Origin of the sequence: Psychrobacter immobilis (assembly GCF_003148585.1) — a bacterium.
GTDB classification, from domain to species: domain Bacteria; phylum Pseudomonadota; class Gammaproteobacteria; order Pseudomonadales; family Moraxellaceae; genus Psychrobacter; species Psychrobacter immobilis.
On record NZ_QGGM01000003.1, the window covers coordinates 119181 to 143822 of the forward strand.

General features: G+C 43.0%; 22 protein-coding genes and 1 tRNA gene. 11 read left to right on the plus strand and 12 right to left on the minus strand.

Going from position 1 to position 24642, the window contains the following annotated elements:
- Positions 1-44 precede the first annotated feature (44 nt).
- Positions 45-725, plus strand: coding sequence for a TetR family transcriptional regulator (locus C8D84_RS03885; RefSeq protein ID WP_045446867.1), 681 nt, complete (start codon positions 45-47; stop codon positions 723-725).
- A 57-nt stretch (positions 726-782) separates the two neighbouring features.
- Here the strand turns inward: C8D84_RS03885 and gspK are convergent, their stop codons facing one another.
- From gspK to C8D84_RS03915, 6 genes are all read right to left on the minus strand, one after another.
- The gene (gspK, locus tag C8D84_RS03890) at positions 783-1850 is read right to left on the minus strand and encodes a type II secretion system minor pseudopilin GspK (RefSeq protein ID WP_109590215.1); all 1068 of its coding nucleotides are present in this window, start codon (positions 1848-1850) and stop codon (positions 783-785) included.
- Positions 1851-1889: 39 nt separating this feature from the next.
- A complete protein-coding gene (gene gspJ / locus C8D84_RS03895) occupies positions 1890-2735 on the minus strand; it encodes a type II secretion system minor pseudopilin GspJ (RefSeq protein ID WP_109590217.1) in 846 nt (281 codons plus the stop codon).
- A complete protein-coding gene (gspI, locus tag C8D84_RS03900; protein WP_109590219.1) occupies positions 2732-3226 on the minus strand; it encodes a type II secretion system minor pseudopilin GspI in 495 nt (164 codons plus the stop codon). The genes gspJ and gspI overlap by 4 nt, the downstream gene beginning before the upstream one ends.
- 3 nt (positions 3227-3229) lie before the next feature.
- A complete protein-coding gene (locus C8D84_RS03905) occupies positions 3230-4057 on the minus strand; it encodes a prepilin-type N-terminal cleavage/methylation domain-containing protein (protein ID WP_228244453.1) in 828 nt (275 codons plus the stop codon).
- 174 nt (positions 4058-4231) lie between these two features.
- Complete coding sequence (locus tag C8D84_RS03910) at positions 4232-4915, minus strand: TetR/AcrR family transcriptional regulator (protein ID WP_045446854.1); 684 nt, start codon at positions 4913-4915, stop codon at positions 4232-4234.
- 233 nt (positions 4916-5148) lie between these two features.
- Positions 5149-5937, minus strand: coding sequence for a TatD family hydrolase (locus tag C8D84_RS03915; RefSeq protein WP_109590221.1), 789 nt, complete (start codon positions 5935-5937; stop codon positions 5149-5151).
- A 190-nt stretch (positions 5938-6127) separates the two neighbouring features.
- Here C8D84_RS03915 and C8D84_RS03920 point away from each other — a divergent pair, with 190 nt between their 5' ends.
- Positions 6128-6793, plus strand: a complete 666-nt coding sequence (locus C8D84_RS03920) for an acyltransferase (protein ID WP_109590223.1) — start codon at positions 6128-6130, stop codon at positions 6791-6793.
- Positions 6794-6846: 53 nt separating this feature from the next.
- On the opposite strand, the gene C8D84_RS03925 is transcribed toward C8D84_RS03920, so the two are convergent.
- Together C8D84_RS03925 and tsaA are read right to left on the minus strand one after the other, a co-directional pair.
- Positions 6847-8634, minus strand: a complete 1788-nt coding sequence (locus C8D84_RS03925; RefSeq protein WP_109590225.1) for a GspE/PulE family protein — start codon at positions 8632-8634, stop codon at positions 6847-6849.
- An 85-nt stretch (positions 8635-8719) separates the two neighbouring features.
- Positions 8720-9592 (minus strand): tRNA (N6-threonylcarbamoyladenosine(37)-N6)-methyltransferase TrmO, encoded by an 873-nt coding sequence (gene tsaA, locus C8D84_RS03930; protein ID WP_407691869.1) that lies wholly within the window; start codon positions 9590-9592, stop codon positions 8720-8722.
- A 509-nt stretch (positions 9593-10101) separates the two neighbouring features.
- Here tsaA and C8D84_RS03935 point away from each other — a divergent pair.
- On the plus strand, positions 10102-10875 hold the full coding sequence (locus C8D84_RS03935) for a ferredoxin--NADP reductase (RefSeq protein WP_045452050.1): 774 nt from the start codon (positions 10102-10104) through the stop codon (positions 10873-10875).
- A gap of 144 nt (positions 10876-11019) precedes the next feature.
- A tRNA-Leu gene (locus tag C8D84_RS03940) sits at positions 11020-11105 on the plus strand.
- A gap of 65 nt (positions 11106-11170) precedes the next feature.
- Here the strand turns inward: C8D84_RS03940 and C8D84_RS03945 are convergent.
- The gene (locus tag C8D84_RS03945; RefSeq protein WP_109590229.1) at positions 11171-11416 is read right to left on the minus strand and encodes a hypothetical protein; all 246 of its coding nucleotides are present in this window, start codon (positions 11414-11416) and stop codon (positions 11171-11173) included.
- A gap of 508 nt (positions 11417-11924) precedes the next feature.
- Between C8D84_RS03945 and dinB the strand changes: the two genes are divergently transcribed.
- From dinB to infA, 7 genes are all read left to right on the plus strand, one after another.
- On the plus strand, positions 11925-13010 hold the full coding sequence (gene dinB, locus C8D84_RS03950; RefSeq protein ID WP_109590231.1) for a DNA polymerase IV: 1086 nt from the start codon (positions 11925-11927) through the stop codon (positions 13008-13010).
- Positions 13011-13176: 166 nt separating this feature from the next.
- Complete coding sequence (gene queA / locus C8D84_RS03955; protein ID WP_109590233.1) at positions 13177-14397, plus strand: tRNA preQ1(34) S-adenosylmethionine ribosyltransferase-isomerase QueA; 1221 nt, start codon at positions 13177-13179, stop codon at positions 14395-14397.
- A 111-nt stretch (positions 14398-14508) separates the two neighbouring features.
- Entirely contained in the window at positions 14509-16263 is a 1755-nt protein-coding gene (locus C8D84_RS03960) for a type IV pilus assembly protein FimV (protein WP_109590235.1), read from the plus strand.
- Between the two features lie 51 nt (positions 16264-16314).
- Positions 16315-17943, plus strand: a complete 1629-nt coding sequence (locus tag C8D84_RS03965) for a FimV/HubP family polar landmark protein (protein WP_109590237.1) — start codon at positions 16315-16317, stop codon at positions 17941-17943.
- A 177-nt stretch (positions 17944-18120) separates the two neighbouring features.
- Positions 18121-19206: an asparaginase gene (locus C8D84_RS03970; protein ID WP_109590458.1), complete on the plus strand. Its 1086-nt coding sequence runs from the start codon at positions 18121-18123 to the stop codon at positions 19204-19206.
- A 73-nt stretch (positions 19207-19279) separates the two neighbouring features.
- A complete protein-coding gene (gene truA / locus C8D84_RS03975; RefSeq protein WP_109590239.1) occupies positions 19280-20119 on the plus strand; it encodes a tRNA pseudouridine(38-40) synthase TruA in 840 nt (279 codons plus the stop codon).
- A 121-nt stretch (positions 20120-20240) separates the two neighbouring features.
- A complete protein-coding gene (gene infA, locus C8D84_RS03980) occupies positions 20241-20462 on the plus strand; it encodes a translation initiation factor IF-1 (RefSeq protein ID WP_045446828.1) in 222 nt (73 codons plus the stop codon).
- 304 nt (positions 20463-20766) lie between these two features.
- On the opposite strand, the gene C8D84_RS03985 is transcribed toward infA, so the two are convergent.
- From C8D84_RS03985 to C8D84_RS03995, 3 genes are all read right to left on the minus strand, one after another.
- On the minus strand, positions 20767-21963 hold the full coding sequence (locus C8D84_RS03985; protein WP_109590241.1) for a L,D-transpeptidase family protein: 1197 nt from the start codon (positions 21961-21963) through the stop codon (positions 20767-20769).
- A 432-nt stretch (positions 21964-22395) separates the two neighbouring features.
- On the minus strand, positions 22396-23499 hold the full coding sequence (gene leuB, locus C8D84_RS03990) for a 3-isopropylmalate dehydrogenase (protein ID WP_109590243.1): 1104 nt from the start codon (positions 23497-23499) through the stop codon (positions 22396-22398).
- Between the two features lie 314 nt (positions 23500-23813).
- A complete protein-coding gene (locus C8D84_RS03995) occupies positions 23814-24575 on the minus strand; it encodes a hypothetical protein (RefSeq protein WP_109590245.1) in 762 nt (253 codons plus the stop codon).
- Positions 24576-24642 lie beyond the last annotated feature (67 nt).

The window sequence follows — 24642 nt, forward strand, 5'->3', positions numbered from 1 at the left end:
TGAAATGAGTATGATAAACCCTTATTGGACAATTTTGAAATATTATGAGCAGTCGCGAACAAAAGAAACTTCAAACTCGGCACGCCTTTTTTAATGCCGTGCTTGATTTATGTATGACAGGGCAGTCTTTTAGCTCAATCAGCCTCCGGCAAGTAACGCGTGAGGTTGGCGTGGTGCCGACCGCATTTTATCGGCATTTTGATGACATGGAATCGCTTGGTCGAGCATTGGTGGTAGAAGAACTAGGCGGTACGCTGGCGATTCTAAGCGATAGCTTGCAAATTGGGCGTAAACGTAGCTTTGATCGCCAAATTGCTAAGAGCATTCAGCTGTTCTTGTATATGGTCAGTGATCAGCCTTATTACTGGCAATTTTTAGTCAGTGAGCGCTACGGTGGCTCAGAAGCTGTACGCAAAGCCATTAATGAACTTGTCAAAAAACATGCTCAAAGCTTGGCTGATGATTTAGCGCTACAGCCTGCTTTTACTCATATCAACGCCTATGACCGTCGCCTACTGGCTGAAGCTGGGGTAAATATGTTCTTTTCTTGGATTATCGATTGGTTGGAGCTGACTTATACTGAAGACCATGATGATGAAATCGATCTGAACGAGATTGAAGAAAATAAACAGCTGATGCTCCATAATTGTACTCGCCAAGCACAGATGCTGTTTTATGGGGCTTATAACTGGAAATCTACGGAAGAGACGCACTTAGGAGATTAAGTGGCGTCAGCTATTCTACCTCGGCACTGATTGAGACTCTTTTTAGGTGGCTCAACGTTAGAAACTGGGTCTAAATGCCCATAAACGTTGTGTCACCACTTTAATTTCTTTGGCTTTTTTATTATTGCCATTCTCATTATTACCATTATTATTGTTAGGCGTGCTGCTATTCGCATTACTCCCTGCTGCCGCGCCAGTATCAGTCGCAATTTTACTAATCAATACGGTTGCAAACCGTTGTCTTTGTTGACCAAGACTTGCACTATCCGTTGCGGTAATAAGCGCCATAAAGGCTTGGCTATCGACCGCAAGCAGTGGTTTTAACGCCTTTCGCTGATCATCATTTAAGCTGCTCAACATCGGCAATTTCCACACATCATCGATAGAGGCTAACGCCTGCTTTGCCCGCATATCGACCAATCCCTGCATCTGTTGGCTGGTTGCGCCATCTATCAGTGCAGCCAGCAAAACTGGACTGGCAGTATTGACATTAATAGGCACATAATAAGGAACCGCCGTAATATAAGGACGTAGTGCCGCTAGTACTTCAGCATTTACCCCTCGAATCTCTTGCAATTGATCGACACTGACCAATGCTTGATTGGGCAAAGTCTTACTCGCTGAGCCACTTGATTGCTGAGAATAAACCACACTCTCATCACCACCATCTTGATAAACGTCGCTATCCGTATCTTGATAATCAAGAACAGCAATGGCAATATCAGGTTCTAGATTTAATTGTGTCAACAGTCTTTGAAATATGGCTAAGGCGGCGCTATCAACCGCGCCATTCTGATATAAGTTATTAATATTAAAACGACTGGCTTCATCACGCACTTCAATACTGATGCTATGATTGGCTAAAATATAAGGCGGTAGCGGCTGCGCCCAAATATCTTGCTCGCTATCTGTGTCATTCAGCTTATCGTCAGCACGAATCATCGTGATGGCCAATTGCTGACCAGCATTGATATCTTGTGACAGCTGATTTTGATCAAACAATAAGCCGCTACGCCTAATAGCAATCTTTTGACTGGCAAGCATCGCCCCCGCCACCACGGTAATACTGACCACCAATAGTAAGATAGTGAGCAGCGCTACTCCGCGCTGAGAGTGCGCTGTCATTGACTTAAGCCGCCTTTATAATTGACCCAATGGTACATTTTAAATATTACTTCCTGCATTGTTATTTACATTGCTATTCGGGTTGTCATTATTAGTATTATCACTATTGCTACCATTGCCATTATTAGCAGCATTGTTATTGCTTTTGTTGGCATTGTTAATTGGTATTGGTTGGGGAGCAAGCGCCCACTGCCAAGTGATGGGCATATCCTGATAAGTAAAATTGACAGCAATACCTTTGGGCAATAAAACCACTGCTGGTTTGGCGCTTACGGCATTGGCCGTCTGCCCAGAGGTTGTATTTGTACTGCTATTGCCGTTATTACTGCTGTCTGCATCTGGGAATTTGGTGCTCAGTTCAGGTAAATATGCTTGCCAACGCCCTGCGGTGACGCCTTCTAGCAATACACTGTCTAGGCTGATGCTATCGCGCCCACCATCGATGCTGGTATATTGGCGGCGAATTAAACGCTCATCTGCAAAAATGTATTCGATATGCTGGACACTCATGCTACTTTGATAACGTGGATCGGGGTCGGCAAAACGAACAAAGCTGACATGCTCACCATCCAAGCTCATGAAAGGCTCAGGCACTGTTTCATTGGCTTGGGCGCTATTGTTTGTGCTATCACTGGCGTTTGTACTGTTATTTGTCACACTGATATTTTGAGTATTTGGTATTTGATAAGGAATAATTTGACCCATGTCTTGCTGTAGCTGCAAATAAGCATATTGCAAAACAGCTAAGTTATCAGCATGAAATTGTGCACGTTCGCGAGCGCGGTTGACGCTATCAAACACCTGCCAGCCAGCCACCGCCAGCATCGCAAATATTGCCATGGCAACCATCAATTCAAGTAGCGTAAATCCACGCTGCGACTTCACGGATTGCCTCCAGACTGCCCTGCAATATCAGCGCCCAAACTGCTTAAGTCCAAACTACCAACGTCTTGCTCCGCATTGCTCAATATTACGTTGATATCAGTTACGGTGGTGCGCGTCTGTCCATCTATAATGGGTGCGACAGCGATATTCACCTCTTTTAAAGCAGGCGTAATGGCATCACTGACCGTCATCACTACTTGCCAATCACGCCCTTGAGCATTGATTGTTTGTGTGCGATTGGCCGTCAGCCATGTCTCTTGAATACGCAAATCAGCGGCTGCATTCTGTGCAACAAAATGTGCCAGTGTACGTGTGCGTAAGACATCCACTGAGCTGAGATAGGCACTACTGGCACGGCTAGCAGCCACAGCAACAACCGCTAAAATCGCTAACGCCACCATTACCTCAATCAGAGTAAAGCCGCTTTCATGCTTTGATAGCATTGGCTTTTTGTTTATATCAGCAGATATAATGCCATCCTTATCTATCATCAGCTACAACCCTTGTCCGATCGTCATACTACCATCAGGCATAATGGTAATGACCTCGCCCACCAGACGCGAATTATGCAGCACCTCAATGGTGACAGGCGTTGCTTGCCCTGTACCAAACCATAATATCTGTGGGACTGCTTGATCGGCAAACCAAGGCTGCAATGTTTGCCCCTGTTCAGGCATTGATAGATTGCCAGCCTCCAAGCTTTGCACCCTTAAACTAACCCCAGCAGGTAACTCCGGCAAACTGACTTCTGGCTCAATCTCCCAGCTAGGCACTGGCTGTTGCTTTCCTATCGCCCCCGACATACTTGTCAGATCAGCAGACAATTCCATCGAATTTTTAGGCGTACTGTCCATGCTATTTGACGGGATATCATCGGTCTGATAGGCAATATAAGGATTTGATAAAGTAACAATCACAGGAGCTACTTGACCTTGTTTATCTGCTTGCAAGCTCAAACCCATCGGCTGCATACGCTCAGCAGACAACAACCGTACATAGCTCAGTGAATCCGTTAAATGCTCATAAAACGCACGGTTTTTACGCGATTCACTACTACCCACTGACAAGCTCATCATGCCAGCAAAGATAGACAGAATAACGACCACCACTACAATTTCGACAAGGGTAAAGCCCTGCTGTGCCTGAGCAAGGCTTGAGGATTTATAAGGGGAAATGTGAGCATTTTTTACTGAAAAGGATTTATGCTGATAAACCAGAGGTAATGGATATTTATCCGTGTTTTTATATTGCAAATATTGATGACTTAAGTGTGAATAGCAAGTGACCGCTGAGCTGGACGGAGTCTTGGCAGTGACCGGCATATTGCACCTATAAACCTATAAGTAGGTTGTGGTATAAAGAATAAAACTATAATTGGGCGCTAAAGCTGATAACCATGTATCCATTTTTAGCATGGATACACCGTGCTGCGATAACGAATATAGCAACACGAATTTAAAAAATTGGGTTAAAAGACCATAAGTTGAATAAAGATATTAATAACTGGTATTACGGTGCTCTTCTGACTCAGTATCGATTTGCTCGACCAACTCCTGCATATCTTCATCCATCACCTCATCGTCGGCCGCAGGATAATGGCTCGGCAACTCAAGCATTTGCTGAACGAAAGCATAACGTAGGGTATCACGGCGACCCAAATACCGCTGGTAAAAGCTTGAATTTAATAGTCCAGCACCGCCCTGACCCATCGCCCAAATCGAGGACAAATAGTCGCGCGTGCTCAAACTACTGTGCTGCTCTTGTAAATACGCACTGATAATGTCAATCAAGCGTTTCATACGCTGACGGCGAATATCATATAGCTCACCAAACAATCGATTAAGACCCGTCACTGATGCCGCCAAACGCTCTTCGATTTGATTGAGCAACATGGCTTTTTGTGGGTTAAATAACTGCTGAAAGATCATACGAGCAACGCCTGCTGATGGACAATCATCAATACGATTAATCTCAAACAGTTGTTCTTCATAGCGGATAATAATACGCAAATAGAGTTCATCTTTACTGGAGAAATGCTTATACAGTGTACCTTTAGCCAGATCCAGCTGGTCTGCCAAACTGTCTAAAGTAATATCACCATCGCCCGACTCAAGTAGCAATTGCTCTGCCATCGCTAAGATATTCTCTTCTCGTGCCTTGAACTGATGCTGACGACTCATAATCTCTCCTAAAACCTGACAAGATTAAGCATATGACCATCGTGTGGATGAATGCATCGGCGACAAGCGTATAACATCATACAAAGTCTGCTCGAAAACCACCAAAGGAGATATGCTTATGTTTGCTAAATAGTCATTGATAATCATAGGCTTACGCTCCACATCATAAATACAAATAACGTAAAGCAATAGGACTGTATCATAAATGACTGAGTGGTCATAGCATAACCATTTTAGTGATACTGTGCCAGTAAATTCTCAAAGTTTTTTGCAGTTAATGCCCCAACATCATTACTACTACAGCCATACATCTCTGCCAGACAACTGGCAACATACGGTACGTAGGCAGGCTCATTCGGTCTACCACGCTTGGGCACCGGTGCTAGATAAGGGCTATCGGTTTCGATAAGCAGTCTATCTCTAGGCATGTTTTTTGCTGCATCTTTAATCATTTGAGCACTCTTAAAGCTAACAATGCCCGAAAATGAGATATAAAACCCTAAGTCAAGTGCACGCTTGGCCGTCTCCCAATCTTCGGTAAAACAATGAATAATACCGTGTTCAGCGTCTTCTGATTTTAGAATATCAATCGTATCTTCTTTGGCATCACGCATATGAATGACGAGTGGCTTTTTCAGGCTTTGACTGGCATGAATATGACGAGCAAGACTGGCTTGCTGCTCTTTTTTGTTTTCCGTTGACCAGTAATAATCTAATCCCGTCTCCCCAATCGCCCATACATGGTTGGCATCAGCCGTTTCGATCAAACGCTCAACCGTCGCTGATTGCAAGACACTGATATCTTCACAAGGGTGAATACCAACGCTCATGCCAAGATTTAGCGCCTCATCACCATAGGTGCTGATAATATGAGCAATCTCATCATATTCGGCAAAATCACACATAATCGCCATTGCCCGAGTGACATTGGCAGCTTTCATCGCGTCAATCGCGCCAGACAATTTACCATCATACTTGGTTAAATCTAAGCGATTAAGATGGCAATGGCTATCAGTAAACATAAGTAATCTCGTTAATAAAAATGAATGAATAAAAAATATTAGGTTTAAAACCTTAGAGGATTGATTGCTCCAAAGGCAGCTGTTTTCAAGCAAAGTTTAGCGGTACACTATCAGACAGTTAATAAATCATAAAAGCGGTTTGTTAGCAAAAACATTGCGTCATCTACTCACTCTTCATAAGTCCTTTACTATGAACCATAAAAAAACCATCAGCCTTTCGCCCATTATAAAAACCCTATTACCCAAACAACTATATAAAAAGCGGTTTTTATTACAAGACAAAGGGCTCAATAATCATATCAATATCGCCAAAGATGCACGCATCATTGGCAATTCGACCATTACCATTCGTAAAGGTCATGACAATCAAATCACTATCGGTAAGGGCGGAAAATTTAATCAGTTAAAAATTGACATCAACGGCAATCACAATCAAGTCACGATTGGAGAGCACGTTAAATTCTCGGGACAATTATTGGTTGTCGGTAATCATCTGCATATTTATATCGGCAATAATACCACCGCTATTGATTGCTATATTTTGGCGCGCGATAAAAGTGTGACCATTGGTCAATCATGCATGATATCACGTGGTATCGAAATTCGAGCGACTGACGTTCACAAGGTCTATGATATAGACACTAACGCGCGAGTGAATAAGGCACATACAAACGTCAGCTTAGGAGACTATATTTGGATTGCCGCCAATGTGACCATTTCTAAAAACGTCTCTATCGCCAGTGGTTGTATCATTGCAGCAGGGGCATTTGTCAATAAACCAGTTGAGACGCCCAACTGCATGATTGCTGGTACACCAGCCAAAATTATTCGCCAAAATGTACGCTGGGAGCGTTAAAGAGTTAAGTTACAAGGCAACGTTTTACTAAAGCAAGCGTTAGCCGTTTGATGTCAATGCAAGGGCACCACTCGCATTACTTCTTCTATGGTCGTCACCCCTTCACTAATACGCTTTGCGCCCGATAATCGCAGCGGCTGCACACCTTCGCGATACGCTTGCTGCTTAAGCACATCTAAATTGGCATCGGCGGCGACCAGTTTTTTTAGCTCATTTGACAACGGCATGATCTCGTACAGACCAACGCGACCTTGATAGCCCGTATGGCGACAATGCTCGCAGCCTTGCGCCGTATAAATTTGCGCTGGAGCGGGCGCACGCCAAGGCTGAACCAGTTCCTGCCACTGCACAGCAATTTCACTGTCTGGAATTACGTCTAGGGCTTTTTTGCAATGCGGACATAACGTGCGTAGCAAACGCTGCGCCATGACGCCTAATATCGTTGCTGAGGTCAAAAACGGCTGAATGCCCAAATCATGCAAGCGAGTAAGTGAGCTTGGTGCATCATTGGTATGCAACGTCGAGAGTACCAAATGTCCAGTGAGCGATGCTTGTACTGCCATATTGGCGGTTTCGGCATCGCGAATCTCACCGACCATAATGATATCTGGGTCTTGACGCATCAAAGAGCGAATACCATCTGCAAAATGCAAATCAACGCCTGGATTGACCTGCATTTGGTTAAAAGCTGGTTCAATCATCTCGATGGGATCTTCAATCGTACAAACGTTAACTTGCTCGGTGGCGAGCTCCTTAAGCGTACTGTACAACGTCGTAGTCTTACCTGAGCCAGTCGGACCCGTAACCAAGATAATGCCATTTGGATGCGCGGTCAGCTCATGCCAAGTATCGAGCTGCTTACCTGACAAACCAAGCTGAGCAAACGAGCGCACCAGCACTTCAGGATCAAATACCCGCATCACCAGCTTTTCGCCAAAGGCTGTCGGCATCGTCGATAAGCGCAGCTCAGTTTCCAGACCCTTTGGCGTACGGGTTTTCAACCTGCCATCTTGTGGTTTGCGTTTTTCTGCCACATTCAGTCGTCCTAATATTTTAATCCGTGCCGTGACCGCGACAATGATTGCCAAAGGCATCTCATAGACGGTATGTAGCACGCCATCGATACGAAAACGGACTTTACCCGTCTCACGGCGAGGCTCTAAATGGATATCACTGGCTCGCTGCTCAAAAGCATATTGCAACAACCAATCGACAACTCTGACAATATGTTGATCGTTGGCATCAGGGTTGGTATTGTCGCCCAGTTGCAATAATGCCTCAACATTGGTGACATCAGCCGCCGCGCGCTTATGGACACTATTTGCTCCTGCAATCGCTTGGGTGACTTGGTAAAACTCTTGACGGTAGCGATTGATTTGCTCAGGATTGATATAAACCGTACGATAGCTTTTAGACTTGATTAATTTTTCGATACTTGTCTGCCACTCCGTACAAAACGGCTGGTCTGTACCGATGACGACTTCATCATTCGTCACTTCAATGGGCAAAATATGCTGTGAGCGGGCATATTCAAAGGACATCAGTTGGGTCACGGCTGGGACATCGACTTTTAATGGATCAATACGGACAAGTGCCATGCCTGCTTTGGCAGCCAACCATTGATTCAACCATACCAAAGTCAATTTATGCTCAACGTTTTTATCGAGTGCATGACCGTTTGGCAGACCAAATTCACTGATGGTCAGGAGTGGATGCTGCGCTTTATCACGGCGGCTCGTCATCACTAAATTGTAGCCACGCTGATCAATTACCTTATCTGCCAATAGTTCATCTAAGCACCAACGTAAATCAATCACGATTGAATATTTCTGAGCAGACATATTTTTCTTCTTTTATTATTGATGCGTTATTTATTGAGGAGTGATTTATGGATAATTCATGCGGCAGTAATGGCGTCACTGGGCGCTACAAGCTCACTTTCACAACAGCCATTATCTGCAATTGCCCTGATTCTATCAACTGGAAGCTCACATCGACAGACTTATAACGCATGACAAACGGCGTATTGATCTCCGCGCGACGATAGGCTGGACGCGGGTCTTGCGCAATTAATGCTTTAATAGTCTCGATATCAGCAATGAGCAATTGCTCTTGCATTTGTCGAATAAGCGTCGCTACACTATTATTTTTTGCATGAATAGCTTTCTTATTATTTTTATTTTCAGTCTCATTGTCATTTTTATCGCATCGTCCAGCATCAACCAACGTCATAAATTGCTCGTAAGCAGACTCCGTGATAATTATCTCTAATAAATCTGGCGCAGTTGGCGCAAACCCGCTTTTTGCATTGCTGAGCGCATCGCTATAAGCGACATAGGGCTTAATATCGATAATCGGCGTACCATCTATCATATCTGCACCGCTAATAATAAGTAACACGCGCCCATCACAAACCTCGATACTTTCAAGCTTGACGACAGATAACCCAAGCGCTGAAGGTCGATACATACTGCGACTGGCAAACACCCCTATTTTTTGATTGCCACCGAGCCTTGGTGGGCGGACTTGCGCACGAAAGTCAGTGCCGCTTTTGCCAATGTGACTGTCTTTATTGGTATAGTTATGATGAAACTGCCAACTGATCCAGATATGGCTGAACGCGTCTAAACCGGCAAATGCTGCTGGCGAGTCATAAGGCGCTATCATCTCAATGATACTGGTGAGCGCAACCAAGTTCGGCTGGCGTGGCGCACCAAATTTCTGTGATAGCGGCGCACGATGGTAGCCAATCATTGGCACATGGTGGTAACCCGCCAAAGAGATATTATCATCGGACATCATGTTTCTCCAAAAAACTGTTCAATAGTAAGCATCTACTTTTATGAGAACGTTTAGCGCATATTATCCAGTGATACAAAATTACTCACTAACGATATTCCATTTTATCATGCCGCATCGTCGCTGCCAGACGGATTTTTATTTTAAATTTTGGTATTATGAGCCATAAATTCGATGAGAGCCTTTATTTTTCAACCCTTATAAGCCATCTACAGCGACAACCATTGTCGTGATGTTACAGGTGACAGATTAAGTCGTATTTATCCTTAGACTTTATCAATCCCTCTGCTGATTTTAAATGCTTAATAAGGTGTTAGAATATTGCCCCATAACATTGGTTAAAACATCGGCTATGCTACTTACTTTGCGTGACAGAGGTTTTAAACGATTGGCTGTTCCAATAGTGATTGAAAATTTACTACCCTTCTATACCCTTTTTCATTGAAAATTTTAATTTAACACTCATTTAAACTTAATAAAACCGATAGCAACTTATTAACGAGGACTTTATGTCAAAACTTCGCACCGAAACGGTCACAGAGGTTCATCACTGGAATGACGCTCTATTTAGCATCAAGACAACTCGCGACGATGGCCTGCGCTTTCGTAATGGCGAATTTGCGATGATCGGAATCGTTGTCGATGGCAGACCGCTATTGCGCGCTTATTCGATTGCTAGCCCGAACTACGAAGATCACTTAGAATTTTTTTCTATCAAGGTTCAAGATGGTCCATTAACCTCGCGCTTGCAGCATATTAAAGTTGGTGACGAGCTGTTGGTGAGCAAAAAACCAACGGGCACTTTGGTACTAGATGATTTACTGCCTGGCAAAAACCTTTATATGCTCTCTACAGGCACTGGACTGGCGCCATTTTTATCGTTGGCACGTGATCCTGAAGTCTATGAACGCTTTGAAAAAATCATCTTGGTACATGGTGTGCGCCATGTCGATGATTTGGCGTATCGTGATATGTTTGAAAATGAGTTACCTAACGACGAGATCTTTGGTGAATGGTACCGTGAAAAATTCATCTACTACCCAACAGTGACTCGTGAGGATTTCAAAAATCAAGGTCGCGTGACTGACTTAATGACCTCAGGAAAGCTCTTTGAAGACATTGGCTTACCACCGATGAATAAAGAAGACGACCGTGTCATGATCTGCGGTAGCATGCCATTTAATGCTGAAGTGTCAGCGATTTTGGACGATTTTGGTTTGACCGTTTCACCACGCATGGGTGTCCAAGCAGATTATGCCGTTGAACGTGCTTTTGTAGGCTAAACCAATTTTTTTTGATTTAAATGAAAATTATATCAAATAATTCTTGACGGATAAAAATAGGCTGCTATAATACGCAGCCTATACAGAGTTAACCCTGTAGCCCAATTCGATAATCTCTATCTAATAGACCTTATCTTCTAACATGCCAGTGTGATGGAATTGGTAGACATGACGGATTCAAAATCCGTTGCCTAATAAGCGTGTCGGTTCGAGTCCGACCACTGGTACCAATATTAGTAACAAATCAGCCTCCTCATTAGGAGGTTTTTTTGTGCCGGTAATATTATTGTTATACTTACTTCTCTATTTCAGATTGCAGCACCGCAATTATCTTAATGGGCACGGCAAACTCCCACGGCATGCCAGCATTACAATAAAAATATCCGTCACGAAATGATACGATATAAGCCGTAAAATCATTACCACAATGATCCATCATTGCTTGCTCATCACTATCATCACAAACCGCACACCATACTTTTTTATCGCCGCGTGCTAGCATCGCCCTTGTTAAATCGCTCCCTTTTAGTTCATTATTCATCATCAGCTCCTTAGTCATTCTAAACTCTCTAACATCAAGCTCTTAAAGAGTTAATTTTACCAAAACTCCATTTTCGATCTTGGCATGAGCGATAAGCAATGTCTTTTTTACATGGTCGTAGAGGCGCACAAGGCATTACTTATTGTTTTACAGTCATCCATTAGCACGGATACTATATTGTAAAACACCAGAATCAAAACTGTAACATCTAAATGTGAGATTTATGACAAACGGTGAGGTGGATACGACAGGTGGTGCAAGAGTACAAATGAGTTTGATTTACAGTAGACCTAAACAATTCAAGAACAAAAATATGTTTGGTAAATACGATTTTTTTGAATGAATACCTCTGTTTATCATTAACTAACTCTATGATATATAAGATTTATGACATATAAAATTAATCATATATCATTGCTAGCGTCCTGCTAACCTAGCAAAGGAGTCTATCGATAAATCCAAATTTTGACATTCAATCAAAGCGCTTGAATCAGGTAAAATAGTGAGTATGACAACTTCTATAAATGCTAGCCCTCGTAAAATCATTCATATAGACATGGATGCTTTTTATGCCAGTGTGGAGCAGCGTGACTTTCCTGAACTGCGCGGTAAGCCACTGGTGGTTGGTGGCGACCCAAGTGGTCGCGGTGTGGTCGCAGCAGCCAGCTATGAGGTGCGTAAATTTGGTGTACGCTCTGCCATGTCTTGTTATGAGGCGCGTAAACGTTGCCCAGAAGTCATTTTTGTAAGGCCACGTTTTGAGGTTTATCGCGCAGTTAGTAGCGATATCCGCCAAATAATGTACCGCTTAACGCCACATGTTGAACCATTGTCTCTAGATGAGGCGTATCTCGATGTTACAGGGCTACATGTCCATAAAGGCTCAGCGACCTTGATGGCGAACTGGCTAAGGGCACAAATACTAGCGCATACTGGATTAACGGCCTCAGCAGGTGTGTCGTTTAACAAGATGTTGGCTAAAATTGCCTCTGATATCAATAAGCCCAATGGTACGGCAATTATCACGCCAGCGGACGCTGATGCCTTTATCAGTACGCTACCTATCGAGCGCTTTCATGGTATTGGCAAAGCCACTGCCAAGCGCTTACATGCGATGGGTGTAAGTACTGGCGCGGATCTCAAGCGAATGCAAGCGGCTGTCTTGGTGCAGGAGTTCGGCAAGCGTGGGCAGTTTTATCACGATATTGCCCATGGGCGTGATGAGCGTGCTGTCAAATCTGAGCGCGCGCATAAATCTGTGGGTTCTGAGACCACATTCAAAGACAATCTAAGTGATAACCATGAATTACGTATACAAATTTATGAACAGAATGCCGATGCCTTTCATCAACTGCAACAAAAACAGCTGGTCGCCTATACCATTACTCTAAAAGTTAAATACGCAGACTTTACTCAAATCACCCGCTCACACACGCTATCGACTGCCTTTGACAGTGCTGATTCTGCCCATTATTGGTTAGACAAACTGTTTTTAGACATTCCTCGTGAGCTACCTATCCGCTTAGTCGGTGTTACTTTCTCTTCATTGGCACCTGCCGCCCAATTGTTGCCGCAGTTAAATTTGTTTGACTAACATACTGATGCTCATCGCTTTTGTTAATTATTCATTCTAATAATTAATGCTTAGGCTATTTAATATACAAACCGTTTTGTGCGCATGAGTCGTTACTAAACTGTCCTTTCATGACATGGTTTCTGCTACAATTACGCCAAAATTTACATTCATTTAAAGATTGATTATGACCGATTTTCACACTATAGACCCTACTACTGCCGCCTCAATTGATGCCGAAAAAAACAACAATGATTTGAGTTATTTGAGCGTTGATGACTATGATTATGAGCTGCCAGATAGCCTGATTGCACGCTATCCTCTCTCACAGCGTTCTGCCTCAAAACTTTTGTATTTGCCCGCCAATAATCAAAAAGACCCTGCGCTTGTAGAAGATCGCTTATTCACTGAGTTACCTGAGTTATTAAATGAAGGTGATTTGATTGTATTTAATGATACAAAGGTGATGAAAGCGCGTCTCTTCGGACAAAAGGATACTGGCGGTAAGCTTGAAGTATTGATTGAACGTTTGGTTGATATCTCAGATTTAGAGACAGCGACTTTATATGTAGAGGCTGAAAAATCTGTAGAAGCTGCAAATGACAAAGCCGTGAATCAAGAACATATTGCACTTTGCCATGTTAAAGCCAGTAAAGCGCTCAAACTTGGACAACACTTGCAGCTTGCTGACGGTCATATGAAGGCGGTGATGATTGGTCGTCAAGACAACTTATTTATTTTAGCGTTTGATGCGCCGATCTTGCCGCATTTAGAGCTTTATGGTGAGCTGCCTATTCCCCCCTACTTTGAACGCCATGCGGATGAGACAGACAATACTCGTTATCAAACGGTTTTTCATGATCCAACCAAGCTTGCGAGTGTGGCTGCACCGACTGCAAGCTTACACTTTGATGAATCGGTACTGAGTAAACTTGCGGCAAAAGGTATTCGTACGGCTTTTGTGACTTTACACGTTGGCGCTGGTACATTTGCGCCAGTAAAAACGGACAACTTGCTCAATCACACCATGCATAGTGAATATGCACATTTACCACAAGCAACCGCTGAGCTCATCAATCAAACCCATGCGAATGGTAAACAAGTCATCGCTATTGGCACCACGGTCACACGCGTGCTCGAAACGGCTTATCAAAAAACAGCCGTTAATGGGCAGCCTCTCTCCAGCTGGTCAGGTGATACCGATATATTCATTTACCCAGGGTTTAAGTTTGGTGTGATAGATCGACTGTTGACCAATTTCCATTTACCCAAATCAACGTTGTTAATGCTGGTGTCGGCATTTTCGGGTAAAGATGCCATTGAACATGCTTATCAACATGCGATTAAAGAACACTATCGCTTCTTTAGTTATGGCGATGCAATGCTGCTCGACAGAAAGCGAGATTAAACAATACTCAAACATTTTTTGCATTGTCCACAACAGTTGTGAAATAAACTGGTAAACTAAATGGTATTTTGTTATAACAGCACAGATAACTTATATCTTAAAGGTCTGCACATGTCTTGTCATTTATCTCATCGGTTGACTACGGTACATCGCGCGGTCTCGATGGCACTACTTTGTTCCGTAGGCTATGCGGCTCTCGTATCGAGTGCGCAAGCTGCAACGATTGGTAAGACTGTTGTGACCTCCGCCCAGCATGAGCCGCTAGCTGCGAGCATTGTGGTCAGTGATATCCGAGCCGCTGACTTTTCAGCAAGTTTGGCAAACTCTATTATTTATCAGCAAATGGGCTTGGCCCAAACTGATTCGATGACCGTACGTTTTAAACCTACCTCAGCGACCAGCGGTCAAGTATTTATTACTACCTCAAAACCTGTATCTACACCTTTTGCTGATGTGGTTTTAAACATAAATGATAAGGGTCAACGCAACGTCATTCCCAAGACATTGTTGATGCCGCTCAATAGCCGTTTGCCCATTGACACGCCTAAAAATATTGTTACTGGTGCAAAGAAACCCAATCTACCCAGTGTGTCCTCTAATACGGCTAAACCGTTGACCGTTAGAGAAGGTGCACCGCCGCCATTAACATTATCGCCCATACTAGCGACTACTCACTCGTCAACGAGCGAGTTGGTGGCGTCTAAATTGCCAGTACCTAATATCCAAGCGCCTACAACGACTCCTACCTCGCAAGGCAACAATCTTGCTTATGCGCCTAGCCGACTAGATAACGGTCGTCTAAACAACGTTAACAATACTCTTAACGCTAACGACAATAATCGTAATCCAACCAGTCGATTAGACAATGGTCGCTTGAGTGCAAATGGCAACGTTACCACAATGGGTAACAGCAATATCGACCTCAATTCTGCTAAGAATGTAGCGAATGATACAGCCCTAGTCAATAACAAGACCATGCCAATAGATAATAGTCTATCAGCGACAACTATCACTGATAAACAGCTCGATATTTTGAATATTCAAGTCACTCGCCAGATACAGCCGAGTAGCAAATCAGAAGCTGGCATGATGGCTGCTTCTCCTATTATGCCAACGCCGAGTGACAACAAAGCAAGTACACCAAAAGCCAGTCTTGACACTAGCAATACAGCTGTCGCCACTGTCCCATCTAGTGTCACCAACAACGCCTCTATCAGTACGGCAGCCAGCACTACTACTGCGTCCCAATATCAAGTACAGCGCAACGATAGTCTATGGGTTATTGCACAGCAAATTGCGCAAGAAAATGACTTAGACATTCAAACAGTAATGAAGCAGATTCAGACACAAAACCCTGATGCCTTTATTAATAAAGACGCGGGTCAACTCAAAGCGGATGCCAAGCTTAGCTTACCCAGTTACGATGTTGTACCATCACAACAAAAACTAGAAGCGGCTATTAAAGCGCAAAGACAATATAGCCGCAGAGCAAACACACCTGTGGTAAAAAAGGCTGCCAAAGCACCCTCTAAAAAACCGTCTGAAACAAATCAAGTCGCTAAACAGCGTAAAAAACCCATGATTACTAAAACACAAACTCTGCCAAAAGCACAGTTTTCAGTGCTCGCACCTGGTCGTAATGGCAACGCAGATGGCACCCAAGCAACATCAGCAGCGACAACAGGTAATGGTCTCAGCACAGATATATTAGCCACGCTCAAGGCCTCAAGACAAAGTACCGCAGCTCAAGCTCAGCAGCTGTCAAAAACCAGCAGTGCACTTGATAGCTATACAAGAAAAATTCAATTACAAAACCAAAAACTGGCTGAGCTCCAAGCTCGTCTCAAAAAACTACGCAATCAATAATTGCCTAACTGATCAACGCAGTGTGCTGTGATCATAGGCGTGGGAGTAACTATGGACAATATGCTATATATCATCGCCGGATTGGTACTTATTCTAATAGTAGCCGGTTTACTATTGTACAAAAAGAAAGCGCAAAAGCCCTCAGCGCAGCCGGGAATGAGTACCGCTACGCCAGCTCCGATGCCAAAAACGGATCACAAAACTCCTGCCCAAAGCCGCAAAGATGATGACAATAAGTTTGATCATATTACGATTGCCCAGCGCTTCATGGATCAACAGCGTTATGACAAAGCCATTGAAACCCTCAGTCGCGGCCTAAGCGAAAAACCGAATGATGGTCAATTATCTGTTAAATTACTCAGCATATACGCGACTATTAATCAGCCAGAGAACTTTAACAAAGTTTATGATGCCATCAAGACGCAAAGCGACCCAAAAAGTCTTGCGCTAGCTGATGAGTTAAAAGCTTTATTTTCGGAAGAGCAGAATCAAGTCGCAGCAAAAGAGGCACCCGTAGAAGATAATAGCCATTTTGAAAGCATAGATTTTGACTTACCGATTAATCAAATCGATAGTAAGAACGCGCTATCTGATCAGCCAGCAACCTCTGAAGATAACCGTAGTACGCTGATAGATGACAGTATGTCTAACTCGTCAGTAACAAACACATCTTATGAGGCCAGTCTTACTAGCGACAATGTAGAAAATAACTTTGATCTTACGCTGAGTGATTTAGAGAATAATATTGGCGCATCTGAGGCGACTGATACGGCACCAGTCACATCACCATTAGAGATGATGGACGACGAAAGCCTGAACACTGCCAATATCGACATAACTGATAATGATGTCGCGGTGTCCGCAGAAGATAATGATCTCAATGATCTTAGTGATTTTGACTTCAGCTTTGATTCATCTGAAGAAACTGATGCGCAGGCAACGGATTCTGTCATTCCAGACCGCCCTGATAGTATTAACGATGAAATGACGCTAGAAGATGACGCGTTCATTTTAGACTTTGATGATCTAGCAACTGATGTCGATAAAGGTGTTGACGAAACTGCTGAAGCATTGTCTATCAACACTGTCCAGAATGACGAAGAAAATGATTTCACTTTGTCTTTAGACAGTCTCGATGCATCAAACAACATAGAAACATTAACAGAAAGCGAAGCGCCTGTACTTGAAGAAAATAATGACACTGATAACTTCATTATTGAAGAAGATCGTTTCGAAACTGAGAGCTTTGAAACTGAGAGCTTTGAAAATATTAATCTCGAAGCACAATCGCTTGATAATAATGATTCAGAATATAATCTTGCTGAAGAATCTAATGTCACACCGACAGCCCCGCTGCTATTCGATGATAACTCTTTATTAGACAATGAATTCGATACTCAATCTTCAACAGCACTCAGCCCAGTTGCTCCAATTGAGGACGAGTCTACCCTTACCGCCGAAGATGCTGCTGAAACAGCAGAAGACTTTTCCTCGCGCTTTGCGGCCGACTTTGACTTTGTCAAATCATTAGATAGCACCCAAGTTACGCTAGATTTGGCAGGCCAATATTTACAATTGGGTGAATACGACAGTGCCAAACGCTTATTGAATGAGGTATTAATTCAGGGCACTAGTGAGCAACAGAACCAAGCAAAAGTATTACTAGATCGTACTGCGTAAAAGCCCCATCGTTCTTTTGTCAGCAAGTATTCTATAACACTAAGAATACTTGCTGATTTTTTTTGCATTTAACCTTTATACTATTTATTATTACTGAGCGCTATTAGCATCCAACCTTAAACTCTCTTTTTTATCACATACTTCTTTATTACGGCTCATACTATGCCATTTTCTGCTATGACAAATACATTATCCAATCCTGTCCAACTCATTTATGCTGGCGGTACTTTTGGTAGCTATGGACGACCCTTAGCACCGTTATCAGCAGAAATATTCTTACCGACTTTACAAAAGCTATTGACTGACCAAGATAACGCTAACCACTGGCCTCAAATCTCATGGCTGGATAACACCTTAATTAAAGACAGTAGCCAGCTTACCCCTAACGACTTTGTACATTTTTATCAGCTTTTGCTAGCAGCCTATGCACAAGGCGACAGGCGTTTTGTGCTTATCACTGGTACAGATACTTTGAGTTATTTGGGTGCGTTTTTAGCAGAAGCGTTTGCTGGCAGTGATATTTGTATAATCGTCACTGGTAGTATGCGCCCATTGTTAGACAGCGAGGTGATACATTCCTATGATATCGATGACCATAGCGACGCATGGGATAACCTCAGCGATTCACTAAAACTGGCTGCTGCTGGTGAGTCGGGTGTGAAGATTGCTTTTGGCGGTGAGTCTTGGCCTGCGCAAACGGTACAAAAAATTCATAGCCATGATTTGATGGCATTTACGGGTCACTCCAGAGCCGCCTATCCTGCCAATAGTTATATCAAAAACTTACCGGATACCCGCCGCCAGCATTGGCTTGATGATCAGCAAGCAATGATTGACCATATTGAATCTCGAGCTGAGCAAGCACGCATTCATGCTTTATATTGTTTGCCAAACGACACTGAGGTAATGACTAGCCAGCTACAGGCATTATTATCACAGCCGCCATGTGGCATTATCCTATTAGGATTTGGAGCAGGTAATGTTCCTTATTCGCAAGCGCTAGCAGAGGCACTAGAGCTTGCTTATAAAAACGGCCACATGGTGATATGCGCTAGCCAATCTCCATTTGGCGGTGTCAGTGACAGCTATGCGGCTGGTAGTTGGCAATATGAGTATCATGTAATTGCTGGCGGACGCTTAACGATTCCTGCTATCTATGCACGATTATTATGGCTATTGCTGCGTTATGACAATCCCACTCGGCGCAGACAGCGTTGGTTGAACAATGTCAATCAGGCGGGCACCACTATCAAGAAACGTTAGACTATCGTTAAATATATTTACTTTATAAGCGCCAATACGAAAATATTCAATACCAATCATGTCCGAGATTAACATGTCCGAGATTAACAGCAGCAACGCTGAAACGCCCACAACCTATACATTAGCCATTGCAATTGAGTTCTTGGGCACGCGCTATCATGGCTGGCAGCGACAACGAGAAGTATTAGGCGTACAAGAAGCGTTAGAAACCGCTATCGGTAAAGTCGCAAATGAGGCGGTAGAGGTCGTCGCGGCTGGTCGTACCGATGCAAGCGTCCATGCCAGCAATATGATTGCCCACTTTACGACACGTGCCTATCGTCCTACTCATAACTGGCTGCGCGGGGTAAACAGTCTATTGCCTGATGATATCGCCCTACGGTGGATTCAACCAATGCCTGACGACTTTCATGCGCGTTTTGGTGCCATTGCCCGTCGCTATCGCTACATCACACTGAATCAAGCACAGCGCCCTGCTATTTTGAATCACCAAGTCACTCATATCTATGAACCGCTCGATTTAGCAGCGATGCAACTGGCGGCGGCTGAGATCGTCGGTACTCACGATTTTAGTAGCTACCGCGCCGCTGCTTGCCAGTCTAATCAACCAGTACGCTCAGTCAGTCACGCAAGACTCTTTACTCATGGTCAGTTTATCGTTTTTGACATTCAAGCAGATGGATTTTTGCATCACATGGTTCGTAACTTAATGGGCACCTTGTATGCCATCGGTCGACACGAGTTGCAGCCAGAAGCCTTTTTAGATATTTTAGCCAAAAAAGATCGTACTATCGCACCGCCTACTGCCTCCGGTGATGGTCTATATTTTATCAATGCTTACTATCCTGAGCATTTTCAACAACGACTGCCAAATGCTCCTTTAACCCCCATTTGGCTAAATTTACCTGACTGAATAAATAGGAGTTGGCATACATAACGGTTACAGGCTGTCAAGTAAAAACCTAGTGTTGTATTGCTTTAATCCGCTAACTTACGTATAATATGGGCTTATTTTTAATTGATTGATACCAACTATGGCAAAAGACGATATTATTGAATTTGAAGGCGAAGTCATTGACACCCTTCCAAATACCCTGTTTAGAGTTCGTTTAGAAAACGGACACGAAATCATTGCTCACATCTCAGGTAAGATGCGTAAGCATTATATCCGTATCTTGACAGGTGATAAAGTTAAGGTCGAAATGACACCTTATGACCTATCAAAAGGTCGTATTACTTATCGTGGCAAAAACTAATTTCTTATAAACTAAAATGGTTATAAAAGCATTTATATAAATACAGCTGGTTGCTAAATGGCTTCTTTTCGCTGATAGCTGATATAGACGCTTGGGTGGTTTAACTGATAATAATAATGAAAATGCTAACCTGCTCATTATTGCCTATCAATATTTTAGTGATTCAGTCTTAGTTATTTGTTTTTATCATAAAAAATACCGCTAAATTTCAGCGGTATTTTTTTGTCTAAATTTTATGAGTTGACTTACTTTCAAATTTTTAAATCATGATTAATAAGTAGCATGATTAAGAAATAGTGAGGCATTATTTAAACTCGACAGTCGCACCGTTTTGGATCACCCCTAGCAAAGCAAGTGCATCCCAATTTGTCAGGCGTATACAACCCGCTGAAGCTTGACGGCTGATACGATCAGGATCTGGTGAGCCATGAATACCATAAGAAGGCTTACTAAGCCCGATCCATACCGAGCCCACTGGATTATTAGGGCCAGGTGGAAGAATAGACTTGCTACCGTCTTTAGCAGTATAAGTATAATTAGGCTCATGTACCTTCACCTCTACCGTATGCGTCCCTGTTGGTGACGGTGTTGCCGTACTACCTACTGTGGTCGGATAGCTGGCAACTAAGTTGTCTTTATCATCATAGGCATATAGCGTTTCAGTGGCTTTATCAGCAACGACTCGACTGACAGGCTTGGTATTTGGATTGCCAGGATTATAAACTGTGATGGTTTCACCCGCCGTAAAGCTAGCCTTAGGGTTTAACGCTTTGAGATAGCTTTCACTAATATGGAATTTTTCTGCTAGCCCTTCCGTGATGCTCTCGTAATACAATCCCTCAAGTTTGGATTTGGCTTCAGCACCAGCTGGTATTTCTGTCATTTTAATATTAACATCCGCATCAGTTATCTGATAGCTGACCAACACTGGCTGCACCGTGAGTTTTTCATTCTTTGTCAGCGCTTGCCATGTTTCGTTGTTTAGCGTGTCAGTGACTGCCAAACCATTTGCTTGTTGAAACGCTTGCATGGCCTTGCGAGTATTTTTGCCCCAATAACCATCAACAGGGCCTACACCATTGTGATGCCAATTTAATAAGGCTTGCAATTTAGTACCGATGACACGGTCGATACTCATCCCCTCTTTCCAAGTGGCCTTATTCACCTTTTGCGCAGCAACTGATAAATTGTCTGTCGTATACTTAATAGTAGGTAAAAATTTGTTCGAAGCATTTGCGGTTTTGCTATCACGTGCTAACTTTTGGCTAACGCCATTGGTCACAGGGCTGACTTCTTCAGCAGCATTCGCCTTATTAGCATTATTTTTGCTAATACTGGCTTCATCGTTATTGGTCGGTGCTTGTTTGTCAAAGTTATTGGTCGTTGCTTGATTGTTAGCATTTACACTATCCAGTGGTGCTGCAACGCTTTGCCCCATAAAAACTGCCGTAGAAAAACCAATCATCGCTACTGCTGTGCTGATTTTTTTTAATTGATACACCTCATGCTCCTAATTTTTTATAAAAATAATAAGTGTTACTTTGTTATGTTGTCATCAAGGCTTGTTATTTTGAGTTGTAACGCCTTCATAACCAACTTTACTCAAACACCTTTTCATCAGCTCTCTTCTAACGTGAAAGTCTGCGATTCTAGTGGTTTGTAAGCTGTTATAGTGTCATATTACCTTGTGAGCATATAACAGCTTTATGTTAATAAAGCCCTTGTCCTGCGGTGTCTGTGTTAAAACAAGTACTTTTTTACAACTATCTGGTTTAGTGTGTTACCGCTAGAAAGTGATTAAAATAAACATAAAAAAAACCCATAATTTGCTGAGCAAACTATGGGTTTATAACGACGATAAACGATAAAGATGAGAATTTTTCCCTATCGAAATAAAACAGGGGGAAACTCAATCTATATTACTATAGTAGGATTAGAGTAATTTAGCCAATACTGCTTGACCCATCTCTTGGCACCCTACTTGCTTCAATCCAGCTTCACTACGGTCTAAAATATCAAGCGTACGCAAACCGTCATCAAGGACATCACTCACTGCTTGCTCAATCGCTTGTGCCGCTGCTTCTTGCTTAAAGGTATAACGCAGCATCATCGCAACCGATAAAATAGTCGCCAATGGGTTGGCTTTGTCCTGCCCAGCAATATCAGGTGCTGAACCATGACAGGGCTCATACATGCCTTTGCCTGCTTCATCAAGACTGGCTGATGGCAACATACCGATAGATCCAGTGAGCATAGCAGCTTCATCAGATAAGATATCACCGAACATATTGCCTGTCACCATGACATCAAACTGCTTAGGATTCTTGATCAATTGCATACAAGCATTGTCAGCATACATGTGCGATAACGCCACGTCGCTATAATCTGCTTGCTGCATCTGGGTAATCGTCTGCTTCCACAGCTCTGTGACTTCTAATACGTTTGCTTTGTCCACTGAGCAAACTTTCGCTGCTGTGCCTGCTGCTTGCGCACGGGTTTTTGCCAATTCAAAAGCAACTTTGCCGATACGCTGAATCTCGCTTGTGCTATAGACCATGGTGTTGTAGCCTTGCTGTTCACCATTCTCTAGTGTGCGGATTCCACGTGGCTCACCAAAATAGATACCACCAGTCAACTCACGAACGATAAGCAAATCCAAGCCTGAAATAATCTCAGGTTTGATACTAGACGCATTGACCAACTGCGGGTAAAGCTTTGCCACACGTAGATTAGCGAACAAACCAAGTTCACCACGTATTTTAAGTAAACCACGTTCAGGGCGCTTGCTGCGTTCAATACCATCCCATTTAGGACCACCGACCGCTCCTAACAATACCGCATCTGCTGCACGGGCACGGTCTAGCGTCTCATCTGGCAAAGGCTCGCCCGTTGCGTCAATGGCCACACCGCCAATCAATCCAGATTCAAGTGTCAAATCTAACGCAAATTTCTTATTGACCGCATTCAGTACGTCAATGGCTTGAGTCATGATCTCGGGACCAATACCATCGCCCGCTAATGTTAAAATCGTTGCCATACTAATCCTTGTGGGTAGGTAGATTTTTATTTATGTTAGGGCATGTCCTCATTTTAAAAATGGTGATAAAAATTGCCGTCAAACAAGGAAAGTAGCGCAAATAATATCGAGATATTGATAAGCTATTTAACGATGTTTGTTAACGATGTTTGGCAAAATTTAGCCATTTTTAACTCATTTAGAGGATAATCGATTGAATTGAGGACACGCCCTAATACTATAAATTTATGATATTTTCCTAAGAACGATTTTTAGTGCCTTCAATAGCACAAAAAATCGTGGTCAATTTACTATTTTTGAAACTCAAATAGGCTTTAAGCTTTGGCTTTTACTTTCGATGATACAGGCAATGCTTTCACGATACGAGTTTCTACAAACTCTCCTTGATGCTCAGCAGACAGCTCTTTACAAAATCGGCGCTGTACAGTGTTGCCTTGATACAGATCAACACATAGCGGCTGTGGTGAAGCGGTGTCTAATAAACTGCCAGAATTATCGTTAGATTTTTTCTGATAAGCCCGTAATTGATAAGTATCAGCGTCAATAAAATCGTGAATTAAAGTAAAACGCTCAACATAGCCCAGATTGTTTTCTGGATAGAAATTCACCTGTACTTCGCGTTTTGCAGGTTTTACTCGCGCATAATAATTGGTTAGACCCGGCATGCCTGAGGCAGACAAAGGTACAATTTTAATCTCATTTTTATGAGCGAGTGGTGTCATATCTATGTTTGCGTGCATTGATGTTTGTGCATGCTTATTGTTGGTATGACTGCTGGTATGACTTTTGCCCTTTGCACTCATATCTTGCATCGCGACCAGCATGGTAGGATTGATAGGCTCATGCGTATCAGCCCCTATCACTCGTGTCTTATCTATCCGTGCAATTTCACAATGATAAGTTCCTATACAGGCAATATTGACTTCACCCGCAATCGGTTGAATCTTACCTGCCCATGCTTTAGCGTTTTCTGCCTCATCTATTTTCTGATACCCAGTCAATAGCTGACAGCCTGACAACAATAAGCTTGCGGCAACAACCGTACTTGTCCATAAAACATAACGTTTTTTATTCATAATGGCGGCTACTATTTATGAGAGAAATAATAAAATATCGTAAAAAAACTACCCTTCATTTTAGCCA